Raw genomic sequence first — 22,409 nt, 5'->3', positions numbered from 1 at the left:
ACGTGGTTTGCACCACGTCCCGTTTTTTTATTGCACCTCTGGCTGCCTCACTCTTCCTTGCGCACGAAACGCAGCACGGCGTCGACGATCATCGAGCGATGCCGCGCCCGCAAGCGCGGATGTGACGGATCGCGGCCGAACGCGGCGCCGAAGGTATGGCGATTGCCGACGCGGTGAAAGCACAGCGAGCTGATCATCAGATGCAGGTCGATCGCGTCGATGTCGCTGCGGAACTGTCCCGTGGCGATACCGCGCGCGAGCAGATCTTCTATCGTATGAATGACGGTGACGTTGCGGCCTTTGAAGCTCTTTACCTGCTCGACGTACTTCGCGCCGTGAATGTTCTCGATCGTCACGAGGCGCACGAAATCGCGCTGCCGGTCGTGATAGTCGAACGTGAATTCGACCAGCGCGCGCATGCCTGCGACCGGGTCGAGTTCGCTGATGTGCAGATCCTGTTCGAGCGCGCGAATGTCGCCGTACACCTTTTCCAGCACCGCCTGGTACAACCCTTCCTTGCTGCCGAAGTAGTAGTACAGCATGCGCTTGGTGGTGTTCGTGCGTTCCGCGATCGCGTCGACGCGCGCGCCCGTCAGGCCCATCGCGGAGAACTCCTGGGTCGCGACCTCGAGGATGTTGCGCCTGGTCTGTTCGGGATCGTACTTGCGACGCGTGTCGGTGCGCGGAGTGTCCGACGGGATGCCGTTGGTATCAGGCTCGGCGGCCTTGCTTCCCTTTTTCATTGTGTATTCGAGCGGCAGTGACGGCGCATTCTAGCATGGCGAAAACGGCGTCCTGAGACGGTTTCGGGCGCTAACTATGGCGCATTGACGGGCGTCACGAAGCGGACCGTGCCGGCCGGCGACGCTCGGCCAGCGCGTCGCGCGTTTGCATCGCCGTGTAGGTCAGTTGCGCGGCCGCGAGACCGAGCGCGCCGAAGGCGGGCGTCAGGCCGAAGGTGGCGAAGGCGTCGGGCACCGGCCGCTCGCCGGCAATCGCCGCCGCCAGTAATTCACCGGAGACGGTGGTCGGGGCCATGCCGTGACCGCCGAAGCCGACCGCGTACCAGACGCCGTCCACACTGCGGCCGATTTGCGGCATCTTGTGGCGCGCGTAGCTCATCAGGCCGCCCCACGCGTGCTCGATCCGCACGTCGCGCAATTGCGGATAGACCTTCAGCAGATCGCGCCGCAACAGCCGGGCGATGGTGTCCGGCGCGCGGTCGCGCACGGAGATGCGGCCGCCCCACAGAATGCGCGTGTCGGGCAGCGGACGGTAGTAGTCGAACGCGAAACGGGTGTCGTAGACGGCGGCGCGGGTGTCGATCGCATCGCTCAGGCGAGCGCCGAGCGGTTCGGTGGCGATCACGTAGGTGGCGATCGGCAGCACCGCGCGCTCGACCTTCGCGTAGACCTTGCGCGCGTAGCCGCCGCCTGCCATTACGACATGTTGCGCGTCGAGCGCGCCATGCGGCGTATGCACGACGAACCCGGCGCCGTCGCGCTGCAAACGCACGACCGGCGACTGCTCATGAATCTGCACGCCGGCACGCGCCGCGGCAGCGGCTACGCCGAGCACATATTTGAGCGGATGAAAGTGGAACGCGTTGCGCTCGAACAGACCGCCGTAATAGCGGCCGGTCTTGAGTTGCAAAGCGAGTTGCGAGGCCGACACCGGTTCCCAGTCGACGCCGAACGCGTCGCGCATCAGGCGCCGCTGGGCGTCGAGGCGCGCCGGTTCGTCGAACCAGTTGGCGAGGATCACGCCGGCGTCGGTCGCGTCGCAGTCGATCGGGTAGCGCTGGATACGCTGGCGCATCAGATCGACGGCGTCCGTGGTCAGCGTATAGAGCTCACGCGCACGAACAGGCCCGAGGGTTTTCAGCAGATCGGCGCAATCGAGACTGTAGCCGCCGAACACGAAGCCGCCATTGCGCCCGGATGCGCCGAAACCCACCTGCTCGGCTTCGAGCACCGTGACGTCGGTAATACCCCGTTCAGCGAGTCCCAACGCCGTGGACAACCCCGCGAGCCCGCCGCCGATGATGCAGACCTTGACGCTGCGCCGCCCGTCGAGCGGCGCATAAGCGGACGGGCGAGTGACAGTGGCTTCGTAATAGCTTTGCATGCGGGGATAGGGTAGCGGCAACCAGGCGCCGGTTCAGGACACCGGCAGCAGCTTGCCGCTAAACACCACCGGACCGCTCGGCGCATTCGGATTCGGCGAGCCGCCCGGCGCTTCGATCGACACCGCCAGCGCCGCATAACTCTCCGGCTTCTGCAGACCGGCCGGCACCTTGCCGCTTGCGCTGTCGGGCAGCATGCCGAGCGCGACCGGATGGCCGCTCGCCGGAATGCCCCACAATTCCATCGCGCGGCCCGCGGGCAAATCGACATTGCCGAGCGGATGCAGCGTCATCGTGGAATGCGCTTCGTCCCACGCGACCAGCATGACCGGATGCGAGTCCTTGTTATTCAGCACGGCGACATGCGAAACGGCCGTTTCGGGCTGCTGCTGCGCAACCACGGGCGCCGTGGCGGGCGGGGTAGCGGACGGCAACAGCGAGCGCACCGCGACCACCACCGCGACCGCGGCGAGTCCGGTGACGCCGAGCGCCCAGCCGCGCCAGAACGCCAGGTTCTCGAAGAGGCTGCGCGACGGCCGCACGGGCGCTTCGACCACGGTGCGCGGCCGTGCCGCTTCACGTGTGGCGGTGAGCCCGAGACGACGTTCGATGGCTTGCCACACTTCCGCGGGCGGCATGCGCGGTTCCGCGAGTTCGGCCATCGGCGAGATGCGCCGCTGCCATTCGTCGACGGCTTTGCGCACGGTCGTGTCGTGTTCCGCGTACAACTGGAAGCGGCGCCGGGCGCCGCCGCGCAGCGTGCCGAGCACGTACTCGGCGGCCAGCAGATCGACTAGCTGAGGATAGCGATGCAGGTTCATCACTCGCCTCCCAGACAGGTTTTCAGCTTGGCCAGGCCGCGCCTGATCCAGGATTTGATGGTGCCGAGCGGCACCGTCAGTACATCGGCGATCTCGCTATGGCTCTGATCGCGCAGGTAGGCGAGGGCCACCGCCTGACGCTGCGCCGGTTCCAGCTGCTGCATGCAGCCGGCCAGCAAACGTGCCTGCAGGCTGACCGCAGTCAGCGCTTCGGGATCCGGATCGCCGGTTGCCACGAGATCGTCCAACGCATCGCTCCATTCTGTTTCCTGCTTGTTGACCCGCCGCAGGTGATCGAGAGCACGATTTCGGACGATTGCCGACATCCACGTCATCGGGGCGGACAGTGCGCGGCTATAGTCGCCGGCAAAGCGCCAGATGTTGACGAAGCTGTCCTGCAAAACTTCTTCTGCCCACTCGTGCTTGCTCAATATACGGAGCGCGAGGCCAAACAGTTTCGGGGCGGCGAGATCATATAGCTCACGCAATGCCGCCGCGTCTTCTTTGGCAACACGTTCGAGCAGCTCGGCAAGGGTTTCCGGCGTTAGTTCTCGAGGATTGGCGGTCATGGAAAGAGATAGGTTGGCGTGCGCGCCTATGTTACTCAATTTCGCCGCTGTCTTATATGCGGGTTTTTTTTGCGGGCGCGTGCATCCATTACGGCGTGCTCCGCGTATATGGCTGCAGAGCCCGGGGCTGCGGGCGTCGGCATCATGATGGACAAGGCCGGCGCGGCACGTGTGAGCGCCGGGCAGTTGGGACACGGGGTGCGTGTGCAGGGAGGGTAGGGCCGTTGTACGAGCCTGGGTGAACGGCCGGCAATGGAGCCAAGCGATGCAGGACAGATAACGCGTCGCGGGCGTGTTGAACGTTGTACGGGGAAGCCGGGCTCATTCCCGACAGGTCCGGAGGGTGGTCGATCGTTGAATCGGCAACCGTCCGGACCGGAATGGGTGGGTTGGTTTTTTCAACCGACTTCTCAACCGATTTTCAATCGACGCAAGCGCGTCAGCGACCCCAACGCAGCACCAATGGATCGAGCCGCCGTGCGACTTTCAGAAGTCCTTCACGCGTGGCCGGATGCATGGGCGGCAGCGGATGACGCACCGCGTCCGATTGAATCACGCCGCCTTCTTTCATCAATGCCTTGCACGACGCGAGGCCGCCCTGACGGTTCTCGTAGTTGATCAGCGGCAGCCACTGCTGATAATGCGCGGCCGCCGCCTCGGGTTTGCCGCTCGCATAGGCGTCGACGATCAGACGGATGCCGTCCGCGTAGCCGCCGCCTGTCATCGAACCGGTTGCGCCCGCATCCAGATCGGCCATCAGCGTGATCGCTTCTTCACCGTCCCACGGACCCACCACCGCGTCCCCGCCCAGCTCGATCAGTTCGCGCAGTTTGTTCGCCGCTTGCGGCACTTCGATCTTGAAGTACGACACGTGTTCCAGCTCGCGCGCCATGCGAGCGAGAAACGGCGCGGACAACGCGGTGCCGCTGACCGGCGCGTCCTGGATCATGATCGGCAGATCGATCGCGTCCGACACCGTGCGGTAGAACTCATAGATACCGCGCTCGCCGATGCGGATCGTCGCGCCGTGATACGGCGGCATGATCATCACCATCTCGGCGCCCGCCTGCTGCGCGCGTTGGCTGCGTTCGGCGCATTGCTGCGAGCTGAAATGCGTGGTCGTGACGATCACCGGCACGCGGCCCGCTACATGGTCGAGTGCGAGGTGCATCAGCGTGTCGCGCTCGTCGTCGGAAAGGGCGAACTGTTCGGAGAAGTTCGCGAGAATGCACAGGCCGTTCGAACCGGCGTCGATCATGAAGTCGATGCAGCGTTTCTGGCCGTCGAGGTCGAGGCGTCCGGCGTCGTCGAAAATGGTTGGCACGACCGGGAAGACGCCGCGCAACGCGGCAGGTTGGGATGTCGAGCTCATGATGGCGGTCCGTTCGAAGAGGGGTTTTGAATGTCTCCGGCGCCGACTATACGGCGGTGGGCACCCCGGGTATATTGAATTGTTTCCATCTTGTGATCGCTTTTGCGACTCACCCGCGAACAGCCCGCCACGTCGCGGTTTGCCCTTAAGCCATGAAAGACACCCTGAACGTCCTGTTGTCGAAACTGCGCATGAAGCAACTGCAATTGCTGATCGCGCTCGACGACCAGAAGTCGCTGCACAAAGCCGCCGGCACGATGTCCATGACGCAATCGGCCGCCAGCAAGGCCTTGCAGGAACTGGAGGCGATGCTGGAGGCGCCGCTCTTCGAGCGCTCGAAGAGCGGCATGATTCCGAACCCGCTCGGCCATTGCGTGATCCGCTATGCGCGCCTGATGGCGACCGACCTCACCGCGCTGTGCCAGGACGTCGCCGAGATCCGTTCCGGGCGCGGCGGACGTCTCGCGGTCGGCGCGATCATGGGTGCGATTCCGGCGTGCGTGGTGCCGGCACTGAATCAATTGCATGCCGGGCAACCGGGGCTGTCGATCGAGGTGGTGGAAGACACCAGCGCGCGCATGCTGCAGCAACTCGACGACGGGCGGCTCGACCTGGTGATCGGCCGGGCGGCAGTAGCGGGCGATCCGTCGAAGTATCACTATCGTCCGCTCGGCGACGAGCCGTTGTCGGTGGTGGTGGGGCATGGCCATCCACCGTTGCCGAGGAAGGAGGTGACGCTGCACGATCTGGCGGGTCACCGCTGGGTGACGTACCCCTCGCATATGCCGTTGCACGCGCTGCTCGAACGCGAGATGGATCTGGCCGGCATCGAGATGCCCGACAACCCGATCTCAACGGCTTCCACTTTCGTGACAGTCGCGTTACTGCACAGCAGTGCCGAGCTGGTTTCGTTGCTGCCGACCGCGATCGCCGAGTTGTTCGTCGCGCGGAAGATGTTGCGCGTCGTGCCGGTCAAGCTGAAATCGCCGTCGCAAACGTTCGGCATCGTGACGCGCAAAGGCGGCGTGCTGTCGCCGCCGGCGGAGCGGTTTATCGAACTGGTGCAAGCCCAGACAACCGAGCAGGCGCTACGCGAAGAACAGCCCGAGCGGCCGGCGCGCGCACGCCGCCGGCGAGACGCGGCGCAAAAGCAAAAAACCGCCTGAGAAGGCGGTTTTTCGACATGCGAAAGACTTTCAATATCTCACGACAAATGGCCCGCTGCCATGTCTTGCGAAGGGTGTTGTAGCCGCGACACTCTCGGGTAAATCCGTACCGATCGCGCTTTCAGGTTCCGCGCTAAACTGCTTTGAAGGTGCGCCAGATCCAAGAGCATGGCGCCCTGTCGGGGAGAGCAACCATGAATCGGCCACTGGTTCGGTTACCGTTTCGCGCAACAGGCATGGCGCCTGTTCGGAAGTGGTTCAAATGGGTGCTGGCGGCGGCGTTTCTGCTCGCGCTGGCATTCGCGGTACGCTTTTGTCAGATCGAGATTCAGACCTCTCGGCTGCAGGCGCACTACCTCTCCGAACTGACTCGCGACGTGGGCTTTTCCGTCGCCGACGGTCCAAGTCATTCCATCCGTTTTCCTCAGGCAAACCAGGGCCCGTACGACAGCCGGCTCGGCTACGCGTTGCTGCCGTCCATCCAGCAGCGTCTGCTGCAACGCGGGTTTGAAATCAGCGCGCAGGCACGCGATTCCGACCGGATGCTGTGGTTATCGGATAACGGTCTGTTCCTGCCGTACGCCGAGAAAGATCAGGCGGGTTTGCAACTCTTCGACGGCACCGGCGCGCCGCTTTTCGGCGCCCAGTTTCCCGGCCGCGTTTATGACGATTTCGACGCGATTCCGCCGCTGGTCGTCAATTCGTTGTTGTTCATCGAAGACCGCTATCTGCTCGATCCCGATCAGCCGAATCGCAACCCGGCGATCGACTGGGGACGCTTCAGCCGCGCGCTGGTCGATCAAGGCGCGCGCGTGTTCAACCATCATCAGTCGACGCCCGGCGGCAGCACGCTCGCCACGCAGATCGAGAAATTCCGTCACTCGGCGGGCGGGCGCACGGCGACGCCGCCGGAGAAGTTGCGGCAAATCGCGTCCGCTTCGGTGCGTGCGTATCTGGGCGGCCCGCAGACGCTGCCCGCGCGCCGGCAGATCGTCGTGCATTACCTGAATTCGGTGCCGCTTGCCGCCCAGCCGGGGATCGGCGAAATCAACGGGATCGGCGACGGTCTCGCCGCCTGGTACGGACGCGATTTCAACGACGTCAACCGTATTCTCAAAGCGCCTTCCACTGAGGCGAATTTGCCGGAGCAGGGTGTGGCGTTCAGGCAGGTGCTGTCGCTGATGATCGCGCAACGCGCGCCGTCGTATTTTCTGCATCACGGCTACGACCAGCTCGAACAGTTGACCGATAGTTATCTGCGCTTACTCGCGAGCGGCGGCGTCGTATCGATGCCGCTGCGCGATGCCGCACTGTCCGCGCGGGTCGAGTTGCATCGCACGCCGCATGGCACGCCGAACGCGGACTCTTTTGTCTCGCGCAAGGCCATCACGTCGATGCGCTCGCATCTATTGGCCGCGCTCGGCGTGCCGAGTTTCTACGAACTCGACCGTCTCGACCTGCAAGCCACGGGCACGCTGAACAATGCCGTGCAGCAGGCCGTGAGCGAACGGCTTGCTGCTGCCGGCACGCGCGACGGCGCCAAGGCCGCGGGTCTGGTCGGCTTCGAAATGCTGCGGCCGGCGGACGATCCGTCGAGAATCACCTACAGCTTCACGCTGTTCGAACGTACTGGCGGCGCGAACCTCGTGCGCGTGCAAACCGACAGCGTCAACCAGCCGTTCGACATCAATTCCGGCGCGCGGCTGAATCTGGGTTCCACCGCGAAACTGCGAACCGTCGTCACGTATTTGCAGATCGTCTCCGATCTGCATACGCGTTATGCACCGTTGAGCAACGCGGAACTGAAAGCGGTCAAACCCGATCCGAACGACCAGCTCACGCGTTGGGCGCTCGACTATCTGACGCACACCGCCGACCGCTCGCTGCAACCCATGCTCGATGCGGCGGTGGAGCGCAAATACTCGGCGAATCCGGGCGAAACGTTCTACACAGGCGGCGGCGCGCAAACCTTCAACAACTTCGAATCCGACGACAACAGCCGCATCCTCACCGTACACCGCGCGTTCCAGCATTCGGTGAACCTGGTGTTCGTGCGGCTGATGCGCGACATCGTCCACTATGAGATGGTGCAGACCACGGGGCCGTCATCGCAATGGCTGGACGACCCGGCCGTCCGCAAACAGTATCTGACGCAATTCGCCGATCAGGAGAGCCGCGTCTATCTCGGGCGTTTCTATACGAAGTACCACGACAAGAATCCCGATCAGGCGCTCGCGTTGCTGCTGCTCGGCGTGCGCAAATCGCCGCCCAAGATCGCGACCGTGTTGCGCAGCGTCGCGCCGGACGAGTCGAACGCGTGGTTCAACGCGAAGATGCGCGAAGCGCTGAAGAACACGCCGGCCGCCTCGGTGCTGGACGATGAGGACCTCGCGAACCTGTACGCGAAGTACGCGGTGGACCGCTTCAATCTGAACGACCGCGGCTATATCGCGAGCGTACATCCGCTTGAACTGTGGACGCTCAACTATCTGCGCCAGCATCCCGACGCCACGTTGAGCCAGATGCAGAGCGCGAGCCGCGACGTGCGTCTGTCGACTTATTCATGGCTCTTCAAGACGCGTTACCACGCAACCCAGGATCGCCGTATCAAGCGGATGGTCGAACTGCGCGCGTACGAGGCGATCGGCAAATCGTGGCAGGCGCTCGGCTATCCGTTTTCGAACCTGACGCCTTCGTATGCCGCGGCGATTGGCGCATCGGGAGACCGGCCTGCCGCGCTCGCGCAACTGATCGGCGTGATTGCCAGCGACGGCAATAAATTGCCGACCGAGAGCCTCACGCAAATCGACTTCGCGAAAGACACGCCGTACGAAACGCATTTCCAGCGCGCGGCGGTGGCGCCGCAACAGCAGGTATCGCCGGAAATCGCGGGCGTGGTGAAAGTGCTATTGCGTGACGTCGTGCTGGGCGGCACAGCGAAGCGTCTCGCGCAAGGGATGACCTTCCCCAACGGCCAGACGCTCGAGGTGTACGGCAAGACAGGAACCGGCGATCAGCGCTTCAATGTGTTTGCCAAAGGCGCGCGGTTGATCGAGTCGCGCAAGGTGAACCGCAGTGCGACTTTCGTGTTCGTCATGGGCGATCGGTTCTACGGTACGTTGACCGCGTATGTGCATGAACCGTATGCCGCGCATTATGAATTCACCAGTGCGCTGTCGGTGCAATTGCTGAAGTCGCTGGCGCCGGTGTTGCAGCCGCTGCTGGAGAAAGCGCCGGTGAAGACCGCCGTGACCGCCACGAAGGTGGCCGCGGAATAAGCCTATCTGCAAGCGCTTTAGAGAAACCGGCGGCGCTTAATAACCCGTATCCGCCGCCGGTTTAAGAAACAATTCATGCACCGGCGCGAAGTGCGCGTAGAGCGGCAAAATTGCGCCGCCCATCGCTCGTGCATCCGCGCCGATCGCGCCTTCCAGTAGTTGCGGGCGCACCATGCCTTCCCACTCGAAACGATCGAGCACGCGTTCGGTACGGCGAATGATTTCCCGCACCAGTTGCCGATCGAATTCACCGTCGATCACCACGGCATCGAGATCGAGCAACGCGGCCGCATTGGTCAGCGCGTTGGCCATGGCAGGGCACGCACTATCGAGCCATTGCTCGGTATGCCGCCACAGTTCCGGCGACAGCGCGCGATGATCATGCGCGGCGGCGGCCGGTGCGCCCGCGTCGCTCAACAGTTTTTCCAGCACGAAGCCCGACGCTGCGTGCAATAGTTGTCGCGCGGGCTTGCGCGCGCCACTGCCTCCGCTGCCGCCGAGTGGAATCGACCCAACCGCGCCTGCGTTATCGTGCGGCCCGCTATGCAAGCGTCCGTCGATCACGAGCCCGCCGCCGATAAAAGTCCCGACGAACAGATACAGAAAATTGTGAATGCCGCGGCCCTGGCCCATCACGAGTTCGGCGGCGCAGGCGGCTGTGGTGTCCTTCGCGAACTCGACGGGCAATCCGGTCATCGCGGCGATGCGCGTGCGCAGATCGATCTCGTGCCAGGCGTCCAGCGCGTCGGGCGGCGCGCCGAGAAAATCGCGCCAGCCGCCGAGCCACAGCGGCGCCGCCACGCCCACGCCGACCACTTTGCTGGCCTTCGCGCCGAGCGTCTGGTTCACGCGCGCCAGTTTGCTTTCGAGCGCAGGAAACAGCGTGCGCGGATCGGGGTATGCGTATTCGAAAACGTCGCGACACACCACGTGGCCCGCGAAATCCATCGCCAGCACGTCGAGACTGCGGCGTCCCACCTTGATACCGATGGTGTACGCGCCGTCCGCGCGCAACGCGATCGGCACGGACGGCTGGCCGATCCGGCCGCGCACCCGCGCGTGCTTTTCGAGCAGGCCGTCGTCGATCAGACGGTCGACGATCATCGACACCGTCTGCATCGACAGTCGCGTCAGGCGGCCGACGTCGGCCTTCGGCAGCGGTCCGTGCAGGCGGATCGCCTGCAGCACGATCCGCTCGTTGAACTGCCGCATGCCGACCTGATTCGAGCCGACCGTGCGTTTGAGAGGCGAGCGGGCGCCGGTGGTATCCATGGCCGGGACGCCGTTCAGCAGGAGGCCGGCGTCATGCGATCGCCTTGACGTCGGCTTCCTTGGCGCCCGTCATGATCGCCACGGCCTCGGACATGTGCACGTCTTTCGTATTGACGAGCGCGGCGCGCCGCCCGAGGCGCTGGATATGGATGCGGTCGGCCACCTCGAACACGTGCGGCATGTTGTGGCTGATCAGGATCACCGGCAGGCCGCGTTCGCGCACACGGCGGATCAGTTCGAGCACCATGTTGCCTTCCTTCACGCCGAGCGCGGCGGTGGGCTCGTCGAGAATCACCACGTGCCGAGCGAACGCCGCGCTGCGCGCCACGGCAACGCCCTGGCGTTGACCGCCCGAGAGCGTTTCGACCGCCTGGCGCATCGAGCGGATACCGATCTGCAGGTCCTTCATATGCGCGGTCGCTTCTTCGAGCATGCGGCGTTTGTCGATCATCTTGAAGATCGAGCCGCGCCAGCCCGGCTTCACCAATTCACGCGCGAGGAACAGGTTTTCGGCGATGCTCATGGCCGGCGCCACCGCGAGTTCCTGGTATACGGTTTCGATGCCTTGCGCGCGGGCATCCAGCGGACTGCGGAATTTGACCGGCTTGCCGTCGAGCAGGATCTCGCCTTCATCCGGCACCGTGGCGCCGGAAAGCGCCTTGATCAACGACGATTTACCCGCGCCGTTATCGCCGATCACCGCGAGAATTTCACCGGGCATCACTTCGAAATCGCAACCGTCGAGCGCGGTCACGTTGCCGTAGCGTTTGACGAGACCACGCGCCTGAAGAACCGGCATCGCGGTAGAAGCAGAAGTAGGGGTCGACATGACGGGCTCCTTTTGAATGCTCAACCGCGACGATGAGAAAGTTTGTCCGCCGCCACCGCGAGAATCACCAGCATGCCGGTGATCAACACCTGGTAGACCGAGGACACGCCGATCAATGTCAGACCGTTGCGGAACACGCCGACGATCAACGCGCCGAGCAGCGTGCCGACAATCGAACCGCGTCCGCCGAACAGACTCGTGCCGCCGAGCACGACCGCGGTAATGCTGTCGAGGTTCTCGGTTTGCCCCGCCTGCGGATCGCCGACGCCGGTACGCGACACCGACAGCAGCGCGGCGATGCCGTAGATCGCGCCTGCGAGCGAATACACGGTCAGCAGGATCTTTTGCGACGACAGACCCATCAGCCGCGCGGCCTCGGCGTTATTGCCGAGCGCGTACAGATGCCGGCCGGGCACCGTGTCGCGCAGCACGAACCAGGTGGCCAGATACATGAGCAGCGTGAGCACCGTGCCGTACGTGACATCCGCGGGGCCGAGCTTGAAGGTGTTGCCGAGGAACATGATCGCGTCCGGCAGATTCGACACGCTCTCGGCGTTCGAATAGATCTGCGTGAGCGCGAACGCGATATTCAACGTGCCCAACGTGACGATGAACGCGGGCAGTTTGATGCGCGTGATCAGCACGCCGTTCAGCGCGCCGAACAGGGCGCTCGCGGCAACCCCGCACACAATCGCGAGCACGGGCGGCACGCCGAGCGTGACCGCGAACTTGGTCATGATGATCGAGCCGAACGCCATCACCATGCCGCACGACAGGTCGATGCCGCCGGTCAGCACGATCAGCGTCTGGCCGATCGCGATGACGGCGACCACCATGGTTTGTTGCAGGATCAACGAGAGGTTCTGGAACGACAGGAAGCGGTTGCTCTGCGAGATGAAGAACGCGCAGGCGAGCACCAGTGCGATCAGTGGGCCGACTTCGGCCAGCGATGGCAAACGGTCGGCGAAGTGGCGCGAATTGCTGGCAGGCGCGGAAGGAGTCGACATGATGGAGATCCTCGATGCATGAGCGTGGCGCACGGGCCACGCGGCAAATCCGGCGGCGGCCCGCCGGTACAACGGTGAGCCGCCGGTCCGTACGCGTTACTTGTTGCCCCAGCAGTTGTCGAGGCCGAACCTGGTGTCTTTACTGTCGATGCCGGACATCGGCTTGTCGGTGATCAGCGTCACGCCGGTGTCCTGATAGCCCGAAACCTTCTTGCCGGTCTTCGCGTAGTCCACGCCCGCGGTCACGCCGAGCGAGGCCATCTTCAGCGGATACTGCTGCGAGGTCGCGGCGATCGCGCCCGCCTTCACGTTGCGCACGCCTTCACAGCCGCCGTCGATCGAGACGATCATCACGCTCTTGTCCTTGCCGGCCGCTTTCAACGCGCGATACGCGCCGGCCGCGGCCGGTTCGTTGATCGTGTAGACCACGTTGATATCGGGCGATTTCTGCAGGCAGTTTTCCATCGCCGTCTGGCCTTTCGCCTGATCGCCGCGCGTGTCCTGGCTGCAGACGATCGACGCATCGCCTTCCTTCACGCCGAAGCCTTCCAGGAAGCCGTTATGACGCAGCACGCCGACCGACACGCCGGGCGCGAGGTCGAGCGTGGCGATCTTCGCCGGCTTGCCGTTCATCGCGGCCTTCGCATACTTGCCGATCAGCACACCGGCCTTGAAGTTGTCGGTGGCGAACAGGGCGTCGGTGGCGTCTTGCGGATCGGTCGGTGTGTCGAGCGCGACCACCATCACGCCGGCGGCGCGCGCTTTCTTGATGCTCGGCACGATGGCCTTGGTGTCGCTCGGCGTGATCAGAATTGCTTTCGCGCCGGCTGTCATCATGTTTTCGATCGCGGTGACCTGGCTCGCGTTGTCGCCGTCGAACTTGCCGGCGGCGGTGATCAGCTTCGCGCCGTCTTTGGCGGCGGCCGCTTCGGCGCCCTGTTTCATCTTCACGAAGAACGGATTGGTGTCGGTCTTGGTGATCAGGCCGACCACCGGCTGATCGGCCGCCTGGCTCGCGTTCGCACACCACACGGCCGACGCCGCGACGCACATCGATACGATTTTCCTGGCGACAGGATGCCTGCGGGAATTCAGATTCATGGGACGCTCCTCCGGTTATTGGCAACGATGAGACGGACTGCTGGCGGTTGCAGACGCGTGAACAGTATTCGAGAACCTGGCCGCTTTAACCTCGGCTTCTGGGTATTTCTTTCAAGAACGTAATTAGTTCGACGTATCACCCAACGCCGCCGCGATCGGGCGATACTAAATCACTCTGCGTGATTTAGTATCGCCCGTGGCATTGAAAGGTCAAGCCTTCTTCTAAGCGCGCACACGGCACGGGAATCTTTGTTCAACGGCCGCCAGGCGCTTGCAGGAAGGGTTTCAAGGCTTTGTGCGAAGCAGCATGTCCGGCGCTTCGGTTAGGGTAAATCGGTAGATGAAAAAGCGGCTTGACTGTCCGAAAGAAACGGAAAGGCGTGCGGGGTGCGCACGCATGAAGTAAAACGGCGGTCGAACTTGACAATATTTCAGCCGCTACCCAACATGTATGTGACCAAACACATACCAACGGATAAGACGTGAAGGCGCCTCCACAATCAGCAACCAGAACGCGGCAGCGGGATCGACAGGCGAGGGAGCAGGAACTCGTTTCTGCGGCAGCCGTTGTTTTCGCGGAAAAAGGCTACGAGAAAGCAACCACGCGCGGAATCGCGGAGGCGGCGGGTTGCTCGGAAGGTTTGATTCAGCGGTACTTCAACGGCAAGGAAGGTTTGCTACTCGCTGTGCTGAAGCAGGAAGGCTCTTCACAGCGTGACCGTTTCTTCGAGCGTCCGTTGTGCGCTTCGATCGTCGACGAAGCCCTCGACATGATCTCTCACGGGGCGGCGGTCCTCGAAAAACGTTCGGAGCGCATGCGCATCGTGCTGTCGCGCGCGTTGCTCGATCGCGCATTTCAGGCTGATTTTCAACGCATCTCCACGCGCAAGGACGTTCAACGGGGGTTGAAGCAGCGTCTCGCACGCTATGTCGATGAAGGCATGATCGATCCGACATTGGATCTTGACGTGGTGACGGAGTTGTTGATGAGCTTCGTCTTTCAGCTGGGTTTCGTGCACCGCGAGTTGCATCAGAGTAAAGCCGCCGACATCCAGCGTATGGCCGAGGGTTTCGCGACACTCTTTGCCCGCGGTGTTGCGCCGACGCCAGCGGCGAGGCGGAAAACACAATGAATGAAATCAAGCAGGGTGGCAATGAATCGAATGGCGCACGCGCGCCTGAGCCCAAACGACGACATTGGGTCTTGATTGGCTTGGCGCTTGTATTCGCGATCATCCTGATACTGATCGTCGCGCGAAAGCCGAAGAACAACGGCAATCCATCCGAAGAAGCGTCGCAACCCGTTACGGTCCGCACCGCGACGGCGCATCTCGGCGATATGGGCGTGTACGTTGAAGCGCTTGGCACGGTCACACCCGTCGCGACGGTGAACGTCTATAGCCAGGTGAACGGAACGGTTGAAGCCGTGCATTACGCGGAAGGGCAGATGGTGAAGCGTGGTGACCCGCTGGTCGATATCGATCCGCGCGGTTATCAGGCGCAATTGCAGCAAGCCGAAGGCACGCTGCAACATGATCGCGCGGTGCTTGCACAAGCCCAGATGGATCTGGCGCGCTATCAGGAAGCGTCCAGTCAGCAGGCCATTGCGCGTCAGACTTACGAAGATCAGCGGCTCGCCGTCGAGCAGGATCGCGGCACCGTGAAGAATGACGAAGGGCAGGTCAGTTACGCACAGGTTCAGTTGAGCTATTGCCATATCAAGTCGCCGATTTCTGGCCGCATTGGTCTGAGACTGGTCGATCCGGGCAACGTCGTGTTCTCGGGTGGCTCGACATCGATCGCCGTCGTCACACAATTGCAGCCCATCACCGTCGTCTTCAACGTGGCGGAAGACAATCTCGCGCAGGTTCACGACGAGATCTTCCAGCGTGCGTCGTTGCCCATCGATGTATTCGATCGTTCGCAGCAAACCAGGATCGCAAGCGGCAAGCTGCTGACACTCGATAACCAGGTCGATACGTCGACAGGAACCGTGCGTTTTCGCGGCCAGTTCGACAATCAGCCGCTCAGTCTGTATCCCAATCAGTTCGTGAATGCACGGTTGCTGGTCAAGACGTTGAAGAACGTGGCGTTGATCCCCACGGCCGCCATTCAGCACAACGGCACGCAGGCGTTCGTCTATGCGCTAAATGGCGACAGCGTGAAGCTGCACAACATCGCCGAGCTTTCCTCCGACAACGATATCGCGGCCGTTAGCGATATCGCAGCGGGCACGGCGGTAGCGATCTCCAGTTTCGACAAACTGCAGGACGGTTCGAAGGTGACGGTACATAACGCACCCACCCCGCCGGCCAAAATACCGGCGACGGGCGATGCCGGCGCGAAGACCGCAGCAAGCTCATGAATCCGTCGCGCCTGTTTATCGTCAGGCCGGTCGCGACTGCGCTGTTGATGATCGCCATTCTCGTGATCGGTCTCGCGGCGTTGCCGAGTCTGCCGGTCTCCGCGCTGCCCGAGGCCGACTATCCGACCATTCAGGTCAAAACGTTCTATCCGGGTGCCAGTCCTGACGTGATGTCCTCGGCAGTCACGGCACCGCTCGAACGACAATTCGGCCAGGTTGCGGGTCTCACGCAGATGACGTCGACCAGTTCCGACGGCAGCTCGGTGATCGTATTGCAGTTCGGGCTCGCGTTGAATATCGATGTCGCCGAACAGGAAGTGCAGGCCGCCATCAACGCAGCCAACGCTTATCTGCCGACCGATCTTCCTGCGCCGCCGGTCTACAGCAAGTCAAATCCCGCGGACGCACCGATCGTCACACTTGCGCTGACCTCGAAGGCATTGCCTTTGTCGGCGATCGAAGATCTGGTCGATACGCGGCTTGCACCGAAAATCTCCCAGCTTAGCGGCGTCGGACTCGTGACCATTAGCGGCGGACACAAGCCGGCCGTGCGAATCCAGGCGAATCCTGTTGCGCTGGCTTCTTACGGCCTCAACCTGGAAGATCTGCGAACCGCGCTGACGAACACCACGGTCAACATGGCGAAGGGGACCTTCGACGGTCCAGCGCAGGCGTTTCAGATCAACGCAAACGATCAGCTATTGTCGGCGAACGGCTATCGTGATGTCGTCGTGGCCTACAAGAACAATGCACCGGTGATGCTCACCGACGTGGCGAAGATCACCGACGGCATCGAAAACACGAAACTCGCGGCGTGGAAAAACGACACGCCCGCCATTCTCGTCAATATCCAGCGACAACCCGGCGCGAACACGATCGCTGTCGTCAACGAGATACAGCAGTTGTTGCCGAAGCTCAAAGCGACGCTTCCCGCCGCGGTCGAAACGACCGTGCTGACGGACCGGACGACAACGATCCGCGCGTCGGTGAAGAATGTGCAGTTCGAATTGATGCTGACCGTTGCGCTGGTCGTCATGGTCATGTTCCTGTTCCTGAGAAGCCTTGCGGCGACCATCATCCCGACGGTCGCGGTGCCGCTTTCGTTGATCGGCACACTGGCGGTGATGCATGCGCTCGGCTACAGCATCAACAATCTCACGATGATGGCGTTTACGATCGCGACGGGCTTTGTCGTGGATGACGCGATCGTGATGATCGAGAACATTTCACGCTATCTGGAAGAAGGCATGAAACCGATCGATGCCGCGCTCGAAGGCGCGCGGCAGATCGGCTTCACGATCGTCTCGTTGACGATATCGTTGATCGCCGTGCTGATTCCGCTGCTGTTTATGGGCGATATTGTGGGCCGGTTGTTCCGCGAGTTCGCCGTCACGCTCAGCGTCACGGTCCTGATCTCGGGCGTCGTATCGCTGACGCTAACGCCGATGATGAGTTCGCGTCTGCTCCGTCATAAGCCACGATCAGAGCAGAATCGTTTCTATCGCTGGTCAGAAGATCTCTTTAATCGCGTGATTGCCGCGTATGGACGTAGCCTTCGCTGGGTACTACGCTATTCGACGGCAACCTTGCTTGTTGTGCTCGCTACGCTGGTGCTCACCGTATTTCAGTACCTTGAAATTCCAAAAGGCTTTTTCCCGCCGCAGGACACCGGGATTATTCAGGCGATTTCGCAGGCCCCGGAGTCAATCTCGTTCGACGCGATGTCGCGTAAACAACGTCAGCTTGCCGACGAAATACTGAAAGATCCGGCGGTGTCGAGTCTGTCGTCATTCATCGGTCAGGACGGCATTAACACCACGCTCAATAGTGGGCGCATCCAGATCAATCTGAAGCCGATTGCCGAACGTGGCCTGTCAGCGATGGAAGTTATCACGCGTTTGCGCAGGCATCTGAGCCATGTTCCCGGCGTTCAGCTTTATCTTCAACCGGTGCAGGATTTGACGGTCGACGATCGCGTGAGTCGCACGCAGTATCAATACACGCTTGAAGACCCCGACACGCAGGAACTCAACGACTGGACAAGTCGTGTCGTTGCGAAACTTCGCACCTTGCCGCAACTCGCGGACGTCACAACCGATCAGCAGAATAACGGCATCAGCACCCACCTCACGATCGATCGCCCGACGGCGTCGCGTCTGAATATCACGCCGGACCAGATCGATTCGACGCTTTACGATGCGTTTGGTCAGCGACAGGTGAGCACGCTTTACACGCAATCGAATCAGTACCACGTCATTCTCGAAGCGTTGCCTGCGTTTCAGAAGGATCCGACACAGCTTAACCATATCTATATCCAGGGGAGCTCCAGTTCGAGCTCTTCGTCGGCGGCGCAAAGTACGTCGGGACGTACGTCACTCAGCGCGACCGGCACGGCATCGACGCTGATTGCATCGACCACGCAAAGCCTGTCGGCCACGACACCTTCTACCGTGCTGGCTACGCGCACGTCCGGTTCAGGATCGGGTTCAGGTTCGCCGACGAGCACAAGTACGAGCTCAAACTCGACGAGTCAAAGCACGGCCGGAGGAGCCGGTGGTTCTTCCAGTTCGTCGTCGGGCACAGCGTCGCCGACTCCCGTTCCGCTCGCTGCGATCAGCCATTTCACGCTCCGTGCGTCGCCACTGACGATCACGCATCAAGGACAATTTCCGGTCGTCACCGTTTCTTTCAACGTGGCGCCGGGCGCTTCGCTGGGCCAGGCCGTCGATGCAATTCAACGCGCGCAACGCGATATGAAGATGCCGGCCAGCGTGCAATCGAGTTTCCAGGGGACTGCAGCCGCGTATGAAGACATCGGTTCGAATGAAGCCGTGCTGATTCTTGCTGCGCTCGTGGCGGTGTATATCGTGCTTGGCATTCTTTACGAGAGCTTCATTCACCCGATCACGATCCTGTCGACGCTGCCTTCCGCAGGTGTCGGCGCTTTGCTGGCGTTGCGTCTGTTTCACGAGGATCTCGGGATCATCGCGGTGATCGGCATCATTCTCCTGATCGGTATCGTGAAGAAGAACGGCATCATGCTGGTCGATTTCGCGCTGGAAGCCGAACGCACGCGCGGGCTGAGTCCGGTCGAAGCGATCTTCGAAGCCGCACAGTTGCGCCTGCGCCCAATCCTGATGACGACGCTCTGCGCGCTTTTTGCCGGTTTGCCGCTTGCGTTTGGCGAGGGCATCGGTGCGGAGTTGCGTCGTCCGCTTGGCATTGCGATGGTCGGCGGCCTCTTGCTGAGCCAGGTGCTGACTCTCTACACGACGCCCGTCATCTACGTCTTCTTCGACGGTCTGGCGAAGCGTTTAAGCCCGAAGAGCACGCGGCTCAGCGGACCGCGCACGGATGACGAGCCGTGATTAACCTCTCTTCGCCATTCATCCGACGGCCGGTCGCCACGACATTGATGGCGATCGCGATCGTTTTTGCCGGCCTGATCGCATTCAGGCAATTGCCGGTCGCATCGCTGCCGCAGGTCGATTTCGCGACGATTACGGTCGCCGCCACGTTGCCGGGCGCGAGCCCGGAAGTGATGGCGTCGTCGATTGCGACGCCGCTCGAGCGTCAGTTCGGTCACATCGCCGGCGTCACCCAGATGACATCGTCGAGCACGTTGGGCGTGACGTCGGTGACCTTGCAGTTCGATCTGAGCCGCGATGTCGACGGCGCGGCACGCGATGTCGAAGCTGCGATCAACGCAGCGCGCGCGGACTTGCCGGCGAATTTGCCATCCAACCCGACGTATCGGAAGATCAATTCGTCGATTGCACCGATCATGGTGTTGAGCCTGACCTCGGATTCCGCCGATCGCGGCAAGCTCTACGATCTCGCCTCGTCCATCATCTCGCAGAAAATTGCTCAATTGCAGGGCGTCGGTCAGGTTCAGGTGGTCGGGAGTTCGCTGCCGGCAGTCCGCGTCGATCTGAATCCGGACCAGTTGCATAGCTATGGTATCGGCACGCAGAACGTCGCCCAGGCGTTGTCGGTGCAGAATTCGAATCGCCCGAAGGGTCAGTTTAGTGACGAACTCACCACCACCGAGATCACCGCGAACGATCAGATCTCGACGGCTAAAGACTTCGCGCCGATCGTGGTCGGGTCTAACAACGGCAAAGTGGTGCGGTTGCGCGATGTCGCGCATGTCTACGACTCCGTGCAGACGCTGCGCTCGGCCGGTTACGTGAACGGCAAGCCGTCGGTCATCCTGCTCGTGTTCAGGCTGCCGAATGCCAACGTGATCGATACGGTCGATCGCATCAAGCAGGAATTGCCGTCCATACGCGCGTCGGTTCCCGCCGCCGATCATTTACAGCTGATGCTCGACACGACCACCACGATCCGTTCTTCCGTCAACGACGTCGAGGTCGCGCTGGGTCTGTCGATTCTGCTGGTGATTGCCGTGGTATTCGTCTTTTTGCGCAGCCCGCGCGCGACCTTGATTCCCGGCGCGGCGGTGGCGATCTCGTTGATCGGTACCTTTGCCGTGATGTACCTGCTTGGCTTTACCCTCGACAATCTCTCGCTGATGGCATTGACCGTATCGACGGGGTTCGTGGTGGACGATGCGATCGTCGTGATGGAGAACATCACACGTTTGATCGAGCGCGGCGTGCCGACGTTTCGCGCCGCCTTGCAAGGCACGCAGGAAGTGGCGTTCACCGTCGTCGCGATGAGTCTTTCGCTGATTGCGGTATTCGTACCGATTCTGTTCATGGGCGGTGTTCCTGGACGCCTGTTTCACGAGTTTGCCTTTACGCTGGCCACTTCCGTTGCGATATCGATGGTGATCTCGCTCACGGTAACGCCTGCGATGTGCGCGTTTCTGCTGAAGCCGGCGGAAGAGGGACAGCACAACGGGTTGTATCGATGGAGCGAACGCGGTTTCGATTACGTGCTGGGTGCCTATCGCACGACACTCGGCTGGGCACTCCGGCATCCGCGCACGGTCGTGTTCAGTCTCGTCATGACACTGGTGTTGAATGTGTTGCTGGCGGGCGTCGTGAAAAAAGGTCTTTTCCCGCAGCAGGACACAGGCACGATTTTCGGTGGCTTTCAAGGCTCGCAGGACGCGTCGTTCCAGTCGATGAACCGCTCTTTGCTCAGCATCCAGGGCGTGATCCGTAAAGATCCGGCCGTCGAAAACGTCGCGGGTTTTACGGGAGGTCAGGGCGGCCCCGGCGGTGGCGCAAGCAATTCGGGCTTCCTGTTCATTACCCTTAAGCCGCGCAGCGACCGGGATATCAGCGCGACTGGCGTGGTCGATCGCTTGCGTCCACAGCTCGACGCGATAGCGGACGCGTCGACATTTTTGCAGGCGGCGCAGGACCTTGGCGTGGGTGGCAGACAGAGCAATGCGCAATATCAGTACCAGCTTTCGGCGGATACTGTCGACGCGCTAAGCAAATGGGGCCCAGCGATGTACCACGCGATGCAGAAAATGCCCCAGATCAAGGACGTGACGACGGATCAGCAGAACAGCGGCCTGCAAGTGCTGCTGGATTACGACCGGATGACTGCCGCGCGATTTGGCATCACGCCCAAGCTCATCGACAATGCGCTTTACTATGAGTTCGGCGAATCGCAGGTGTCGACGATTTATACCTCGCTGAATCAGTATTACGTCGTGATGGAAGCGAACCCGGTGCTGCTAAGTTCACCCTCGACCTTGCAATCAACCTACGTGCACGCGTCGGGCGCAAGCTCGGTGCCTTTAGGCGCATTTTCAACGACGCGCATTTCTACTTCGCCGCTAGCGGTCAATCACTCGTCGTTCTTCCCGTCGACGACGATATCGTTCAATCTCGCGCCGGGCGTATCGCTCGGGCAAGCAACGACGCTCATCACGCAGATGCAAAGAAAGCTTGATATGCCAGCCGATATCGTCACGCAGTTTGCCGGTACGGCGCAGGCGTTTCAAAGCTCACTATCGAGCGAACCGTTGCTGGTACTCGGTGCGCTGTTTGCGATCTATGTGGTGCTCGGCGTGCTGTATGAAAGCCTGATTCATCCGATCACGATTCTGACGACGCTACCGTCGGCGAGCGTGGGCGCGATGATTGCGTTGATTCTGTTCCGCAGCGAACTCGACGTCATTTCTTTGATCGGCATCTTTCTACTGATCGGTATCGTCAAGAAAAACGCCATTCTGATGATCGATTTCGCGTTGCAAGCTGAGCGCACCGAAGGCAAGAGTACGGAAGAGTCGATCTTCGAAGCGTGCATGCTGCGTTTCAGGCCGATTTTGATGACGACGATGGCCGCTGCACTAGGCGCATTGCCGCTCGCACTCGGACACGGCGCGGGCTCGGAGTTGCGGCGCCCGCTGGGCATTGCGATTGTCGGCGGATTGATCTTTAGCCAGATTCTCACGCTCTATACCACGCCCGTGATCTACCTCTATTTCGATCGCATGCGGCAGCGCTTCAATCGCCGGCATACGCGTCGCCCTGCCGGCGGTCCGGCCGCACAATCCTGATTGGCCAGATTGTTATCAGA

Annotated in this window: 15 protein-coding genes; 6 read left to right on the top strand and 9 right to left on the bottom strand. The window is 61.8% G+C overall.

All coding sequences use genetic code 11. The annotated features are described in order from the left end of the window. Positions 1-47: 47 nt before the first annotated feature. The 5 genes from GGD40_RS24330 to GGD40_RS24310 all read right to left on the bottom strand — a co-directional run bounded on the left by GGD40_RS24330 (position 48) and on the right by GGD40_RS24310 (position 4,887). Positions 48-743 carry a TetR family transcriptional regulator gene (locus tag GGD40_RS24330; RefSeq protein WP_179712329.1) on the bottom strand — a complete coding sequence of 232 codons (696 nt, stop codon included), beginning with the start codon at positions 741-743 and terminating at the stop codon, positions 48-50. 94 nt (positions 744-837) lie between these two features. Continuing rightward, complete coding sequence (locus GGD40_RS24325) at positions 838-2,127, bottom strand: NAD(P)/FAD-dependent oxidoreductase (protein WP_179745371.1); 1,290 nt, start codon at positions 2,125-2,127, stop codon at positions 838-840. 33 nt (positions 2,128-2,160) lie between these two features. Then, positions 2,161-2,946 carry an anti-sigma factor gene (locus GGD40_RS24320; RefSeq protein ID WP_179712333.1) on the bottom strand — a complete coding sequence of 262 codons (786 nt, stop codon included), beginning with the start codon at positions 2,944-2,946 and terminating at the stop codon, positions 2,161-2,163. Next, a complete protein-coding gene (locus GGD40_RS24315; RefSeq protein ID WP_035558815.1) occupies positions 2,946-3,515 on the bottom strand; it encodes an RNA polymerase sigma factor in 570 nt (189 codons plus the stop codon). Before GGD40_RS24315 ends, GGD40_RS24320 begins: the two co-directional genes overlap by 1 nt. Positions 3,516-3,954: 439 nt before the next feature. After that, complete coding sequence (locus tag GGD40_RS24310; RefSeq protein WP_179745370.1) at positions 3,955-4,887, bottom strand: dihydrodipicolinate synthase family protein; 933 nt, start codon at positions 4,885-4,887, stop codon at positions 3,955-3,957. Between the two features lie 152 nt (positions 4,888-5,039). On the opposite strand from GGD40_RS24310, the gene GGD40_RS24305 reads away from it, so the two are divergent. Both GGD40_RS24305 and GGD40_RS24300 read left to right on the top strand, forming a co-directional pair. Continuing rightward, on the top strand, positions 5,040-6,053 hold the full coding sequence (locus GGD40_RS24305; protein WP_179745369.1) for a LysR family transcriptional regulator: 1,014 nt from the start codon (positions 5,040-5,042) through the stop codon (positions 6,051-6,053). A 194-nt stretch (positions 6,054-6,247) separates the two neighbouring features. Continuing rightward, positions 6,248-9,331, top strand: a complete 3,084-nt coding sequence (locus tag GGD40_RS24300; RefSeq protein WP_179745368.1) for a transglycosylase domain-containing protein — start codon at positions 6,248-6,250, stop codon at positions 9,329-9,331. 36 nt (positions 9,332-9,367) lie between these two features. On the opposite strand, the gene GGD40_RS24295 is transcribed toward GGD40_RS24300, so the two are convergent. The 4 genes from GGD40_RS24295 to GGD40_RS24280 all read right to left on the bottom strand — a co-directional run bounded on the left by GGD40_RS24295 (position 9,368) and on the right by GGD40_RS24280 (position 13,540). After that, positions 9,368-10,603, bottom strand: coding sequence for an ROK family transcriptional regulator (locus tag GGD40_RS24295; protein ID WP_179745367.1), 1,236 nt, complete (start codon positions 10,601-10,603; stop codon positions 9,368-9,370). Between the two features lie 31 nt (positions 10,604-10,634). Continuing rightward, positions 10,635-11,432: an ATP-binding cassette domain-containing protein gene (locus GGD40_RS24290; RefSeq protein ID WP_179745366.1), complete on the bottom strand. Its 798-nt coding sequence runs from the start codon at positions 11,430-11,432 to the stop codon at positions 10,635-10,637. A gap of 20 nt (positions 11,433-11,452) precedes the next feature. Next, positions 11,453-12,439, bottom strand: a complete 987-nt coding sequence (locus GGD40_RS24285; RefSeq protein ID WP_179712347.1) for an ABC transporter permease — start codon at positions 12,437-12,439, stop codon at positions 11,453-11,455. Between the two features lie 96 nt (positions 12,440-12,535). Continuing rightward, complete coding sequence (locus GGD40_RS24280) at positions 12,536-13,540, bottom strand: sugar ABC transporter substrate-binding protein (protein ID WP_179712349.1); 1,005 nt, start codon at positions 13,538-13,540, stop codon at positions 12,536-12,538. 482 nt (positions 13,541-14,022) lie between these two features. Between GGD40_RS24280 and GGD40_RS24275 the strand changes: the two genes are divergently transcribed. From GGD40_RS24275 to GGD40_RS24260, 4 genes are read left to right on the top strand one after another with little or no spacing between them, the layout of a single operon-like run. Further along, the gene (locus tag GGD40_RS24275) at positions 14,023-14,673 is read left to right on the top strand and encodes a TetR/AcrR family transcriptional regulator (protein WP_179712351.1); all 651 of its coding nucleotides are present in this window, start codon (positions 14,023-14,025) and stop codon (positions 14,671-14,673) included. Further along, a complete protein-coding gene (locus GGD40_RS24270; RefSeq protein WP_179745365.1) occupies positions 14,670-15,905 on the top strand; it encodes an efflux RND transporter periplasmic adaptor subunit in 1,236 nt (411 codons plus the stop codon). The genes GGD40_RS24275 and GGD40_RS24270 overlap by 4 nt, the downstream gene beginning before the upstream one ends. Then, on the top strand, positions 15,902-19,273 hold the full coding sequence (locus tag GGD40_RS24265) for an efflux RND transporter permease subunit (protein WP_179745364.1): 3,372 nt from the start codon (positions 15,902-15,904) through the stop codon (positions 19,271-19,273). Before GGD40_RS24270 ends, GGD40_RS24265 begins: the two co-directional genes overlap by 4 nt. Continuing rightward, a complete protein-coding gene (locus GGD40_RS24260; RefSeq protein ID WP_179747035.1) occupies positions 19,273-22,389 on the top strand; it encodes an efflux RND transporter permease subunit in 3,117 nt (1,038 codons plus the stop codon). The genes GGD40_RS24265 and GGD40_RS24260 overlap by 1 nt, the downstream gene beginning before the upstream one ends. Positions 22,390-22,409: the final 20 nt, after the last annotated feature.

Origin of the sequence: Paraburkholderia bryophila, from assembly GCF_013409255.1 — a bacterium.
In the GTDB taxonomy this organism is placed as follows: Bacteria; Pseudomonadota; Gammaproteobacteria; order Burkholderiales; family Burkholderiaceae; genus Paraburkholderia.
Note: the sequence above shows the minus strand (reverse complement) of the source record. Positions and strands in the feature narration are given on the sequence as shown.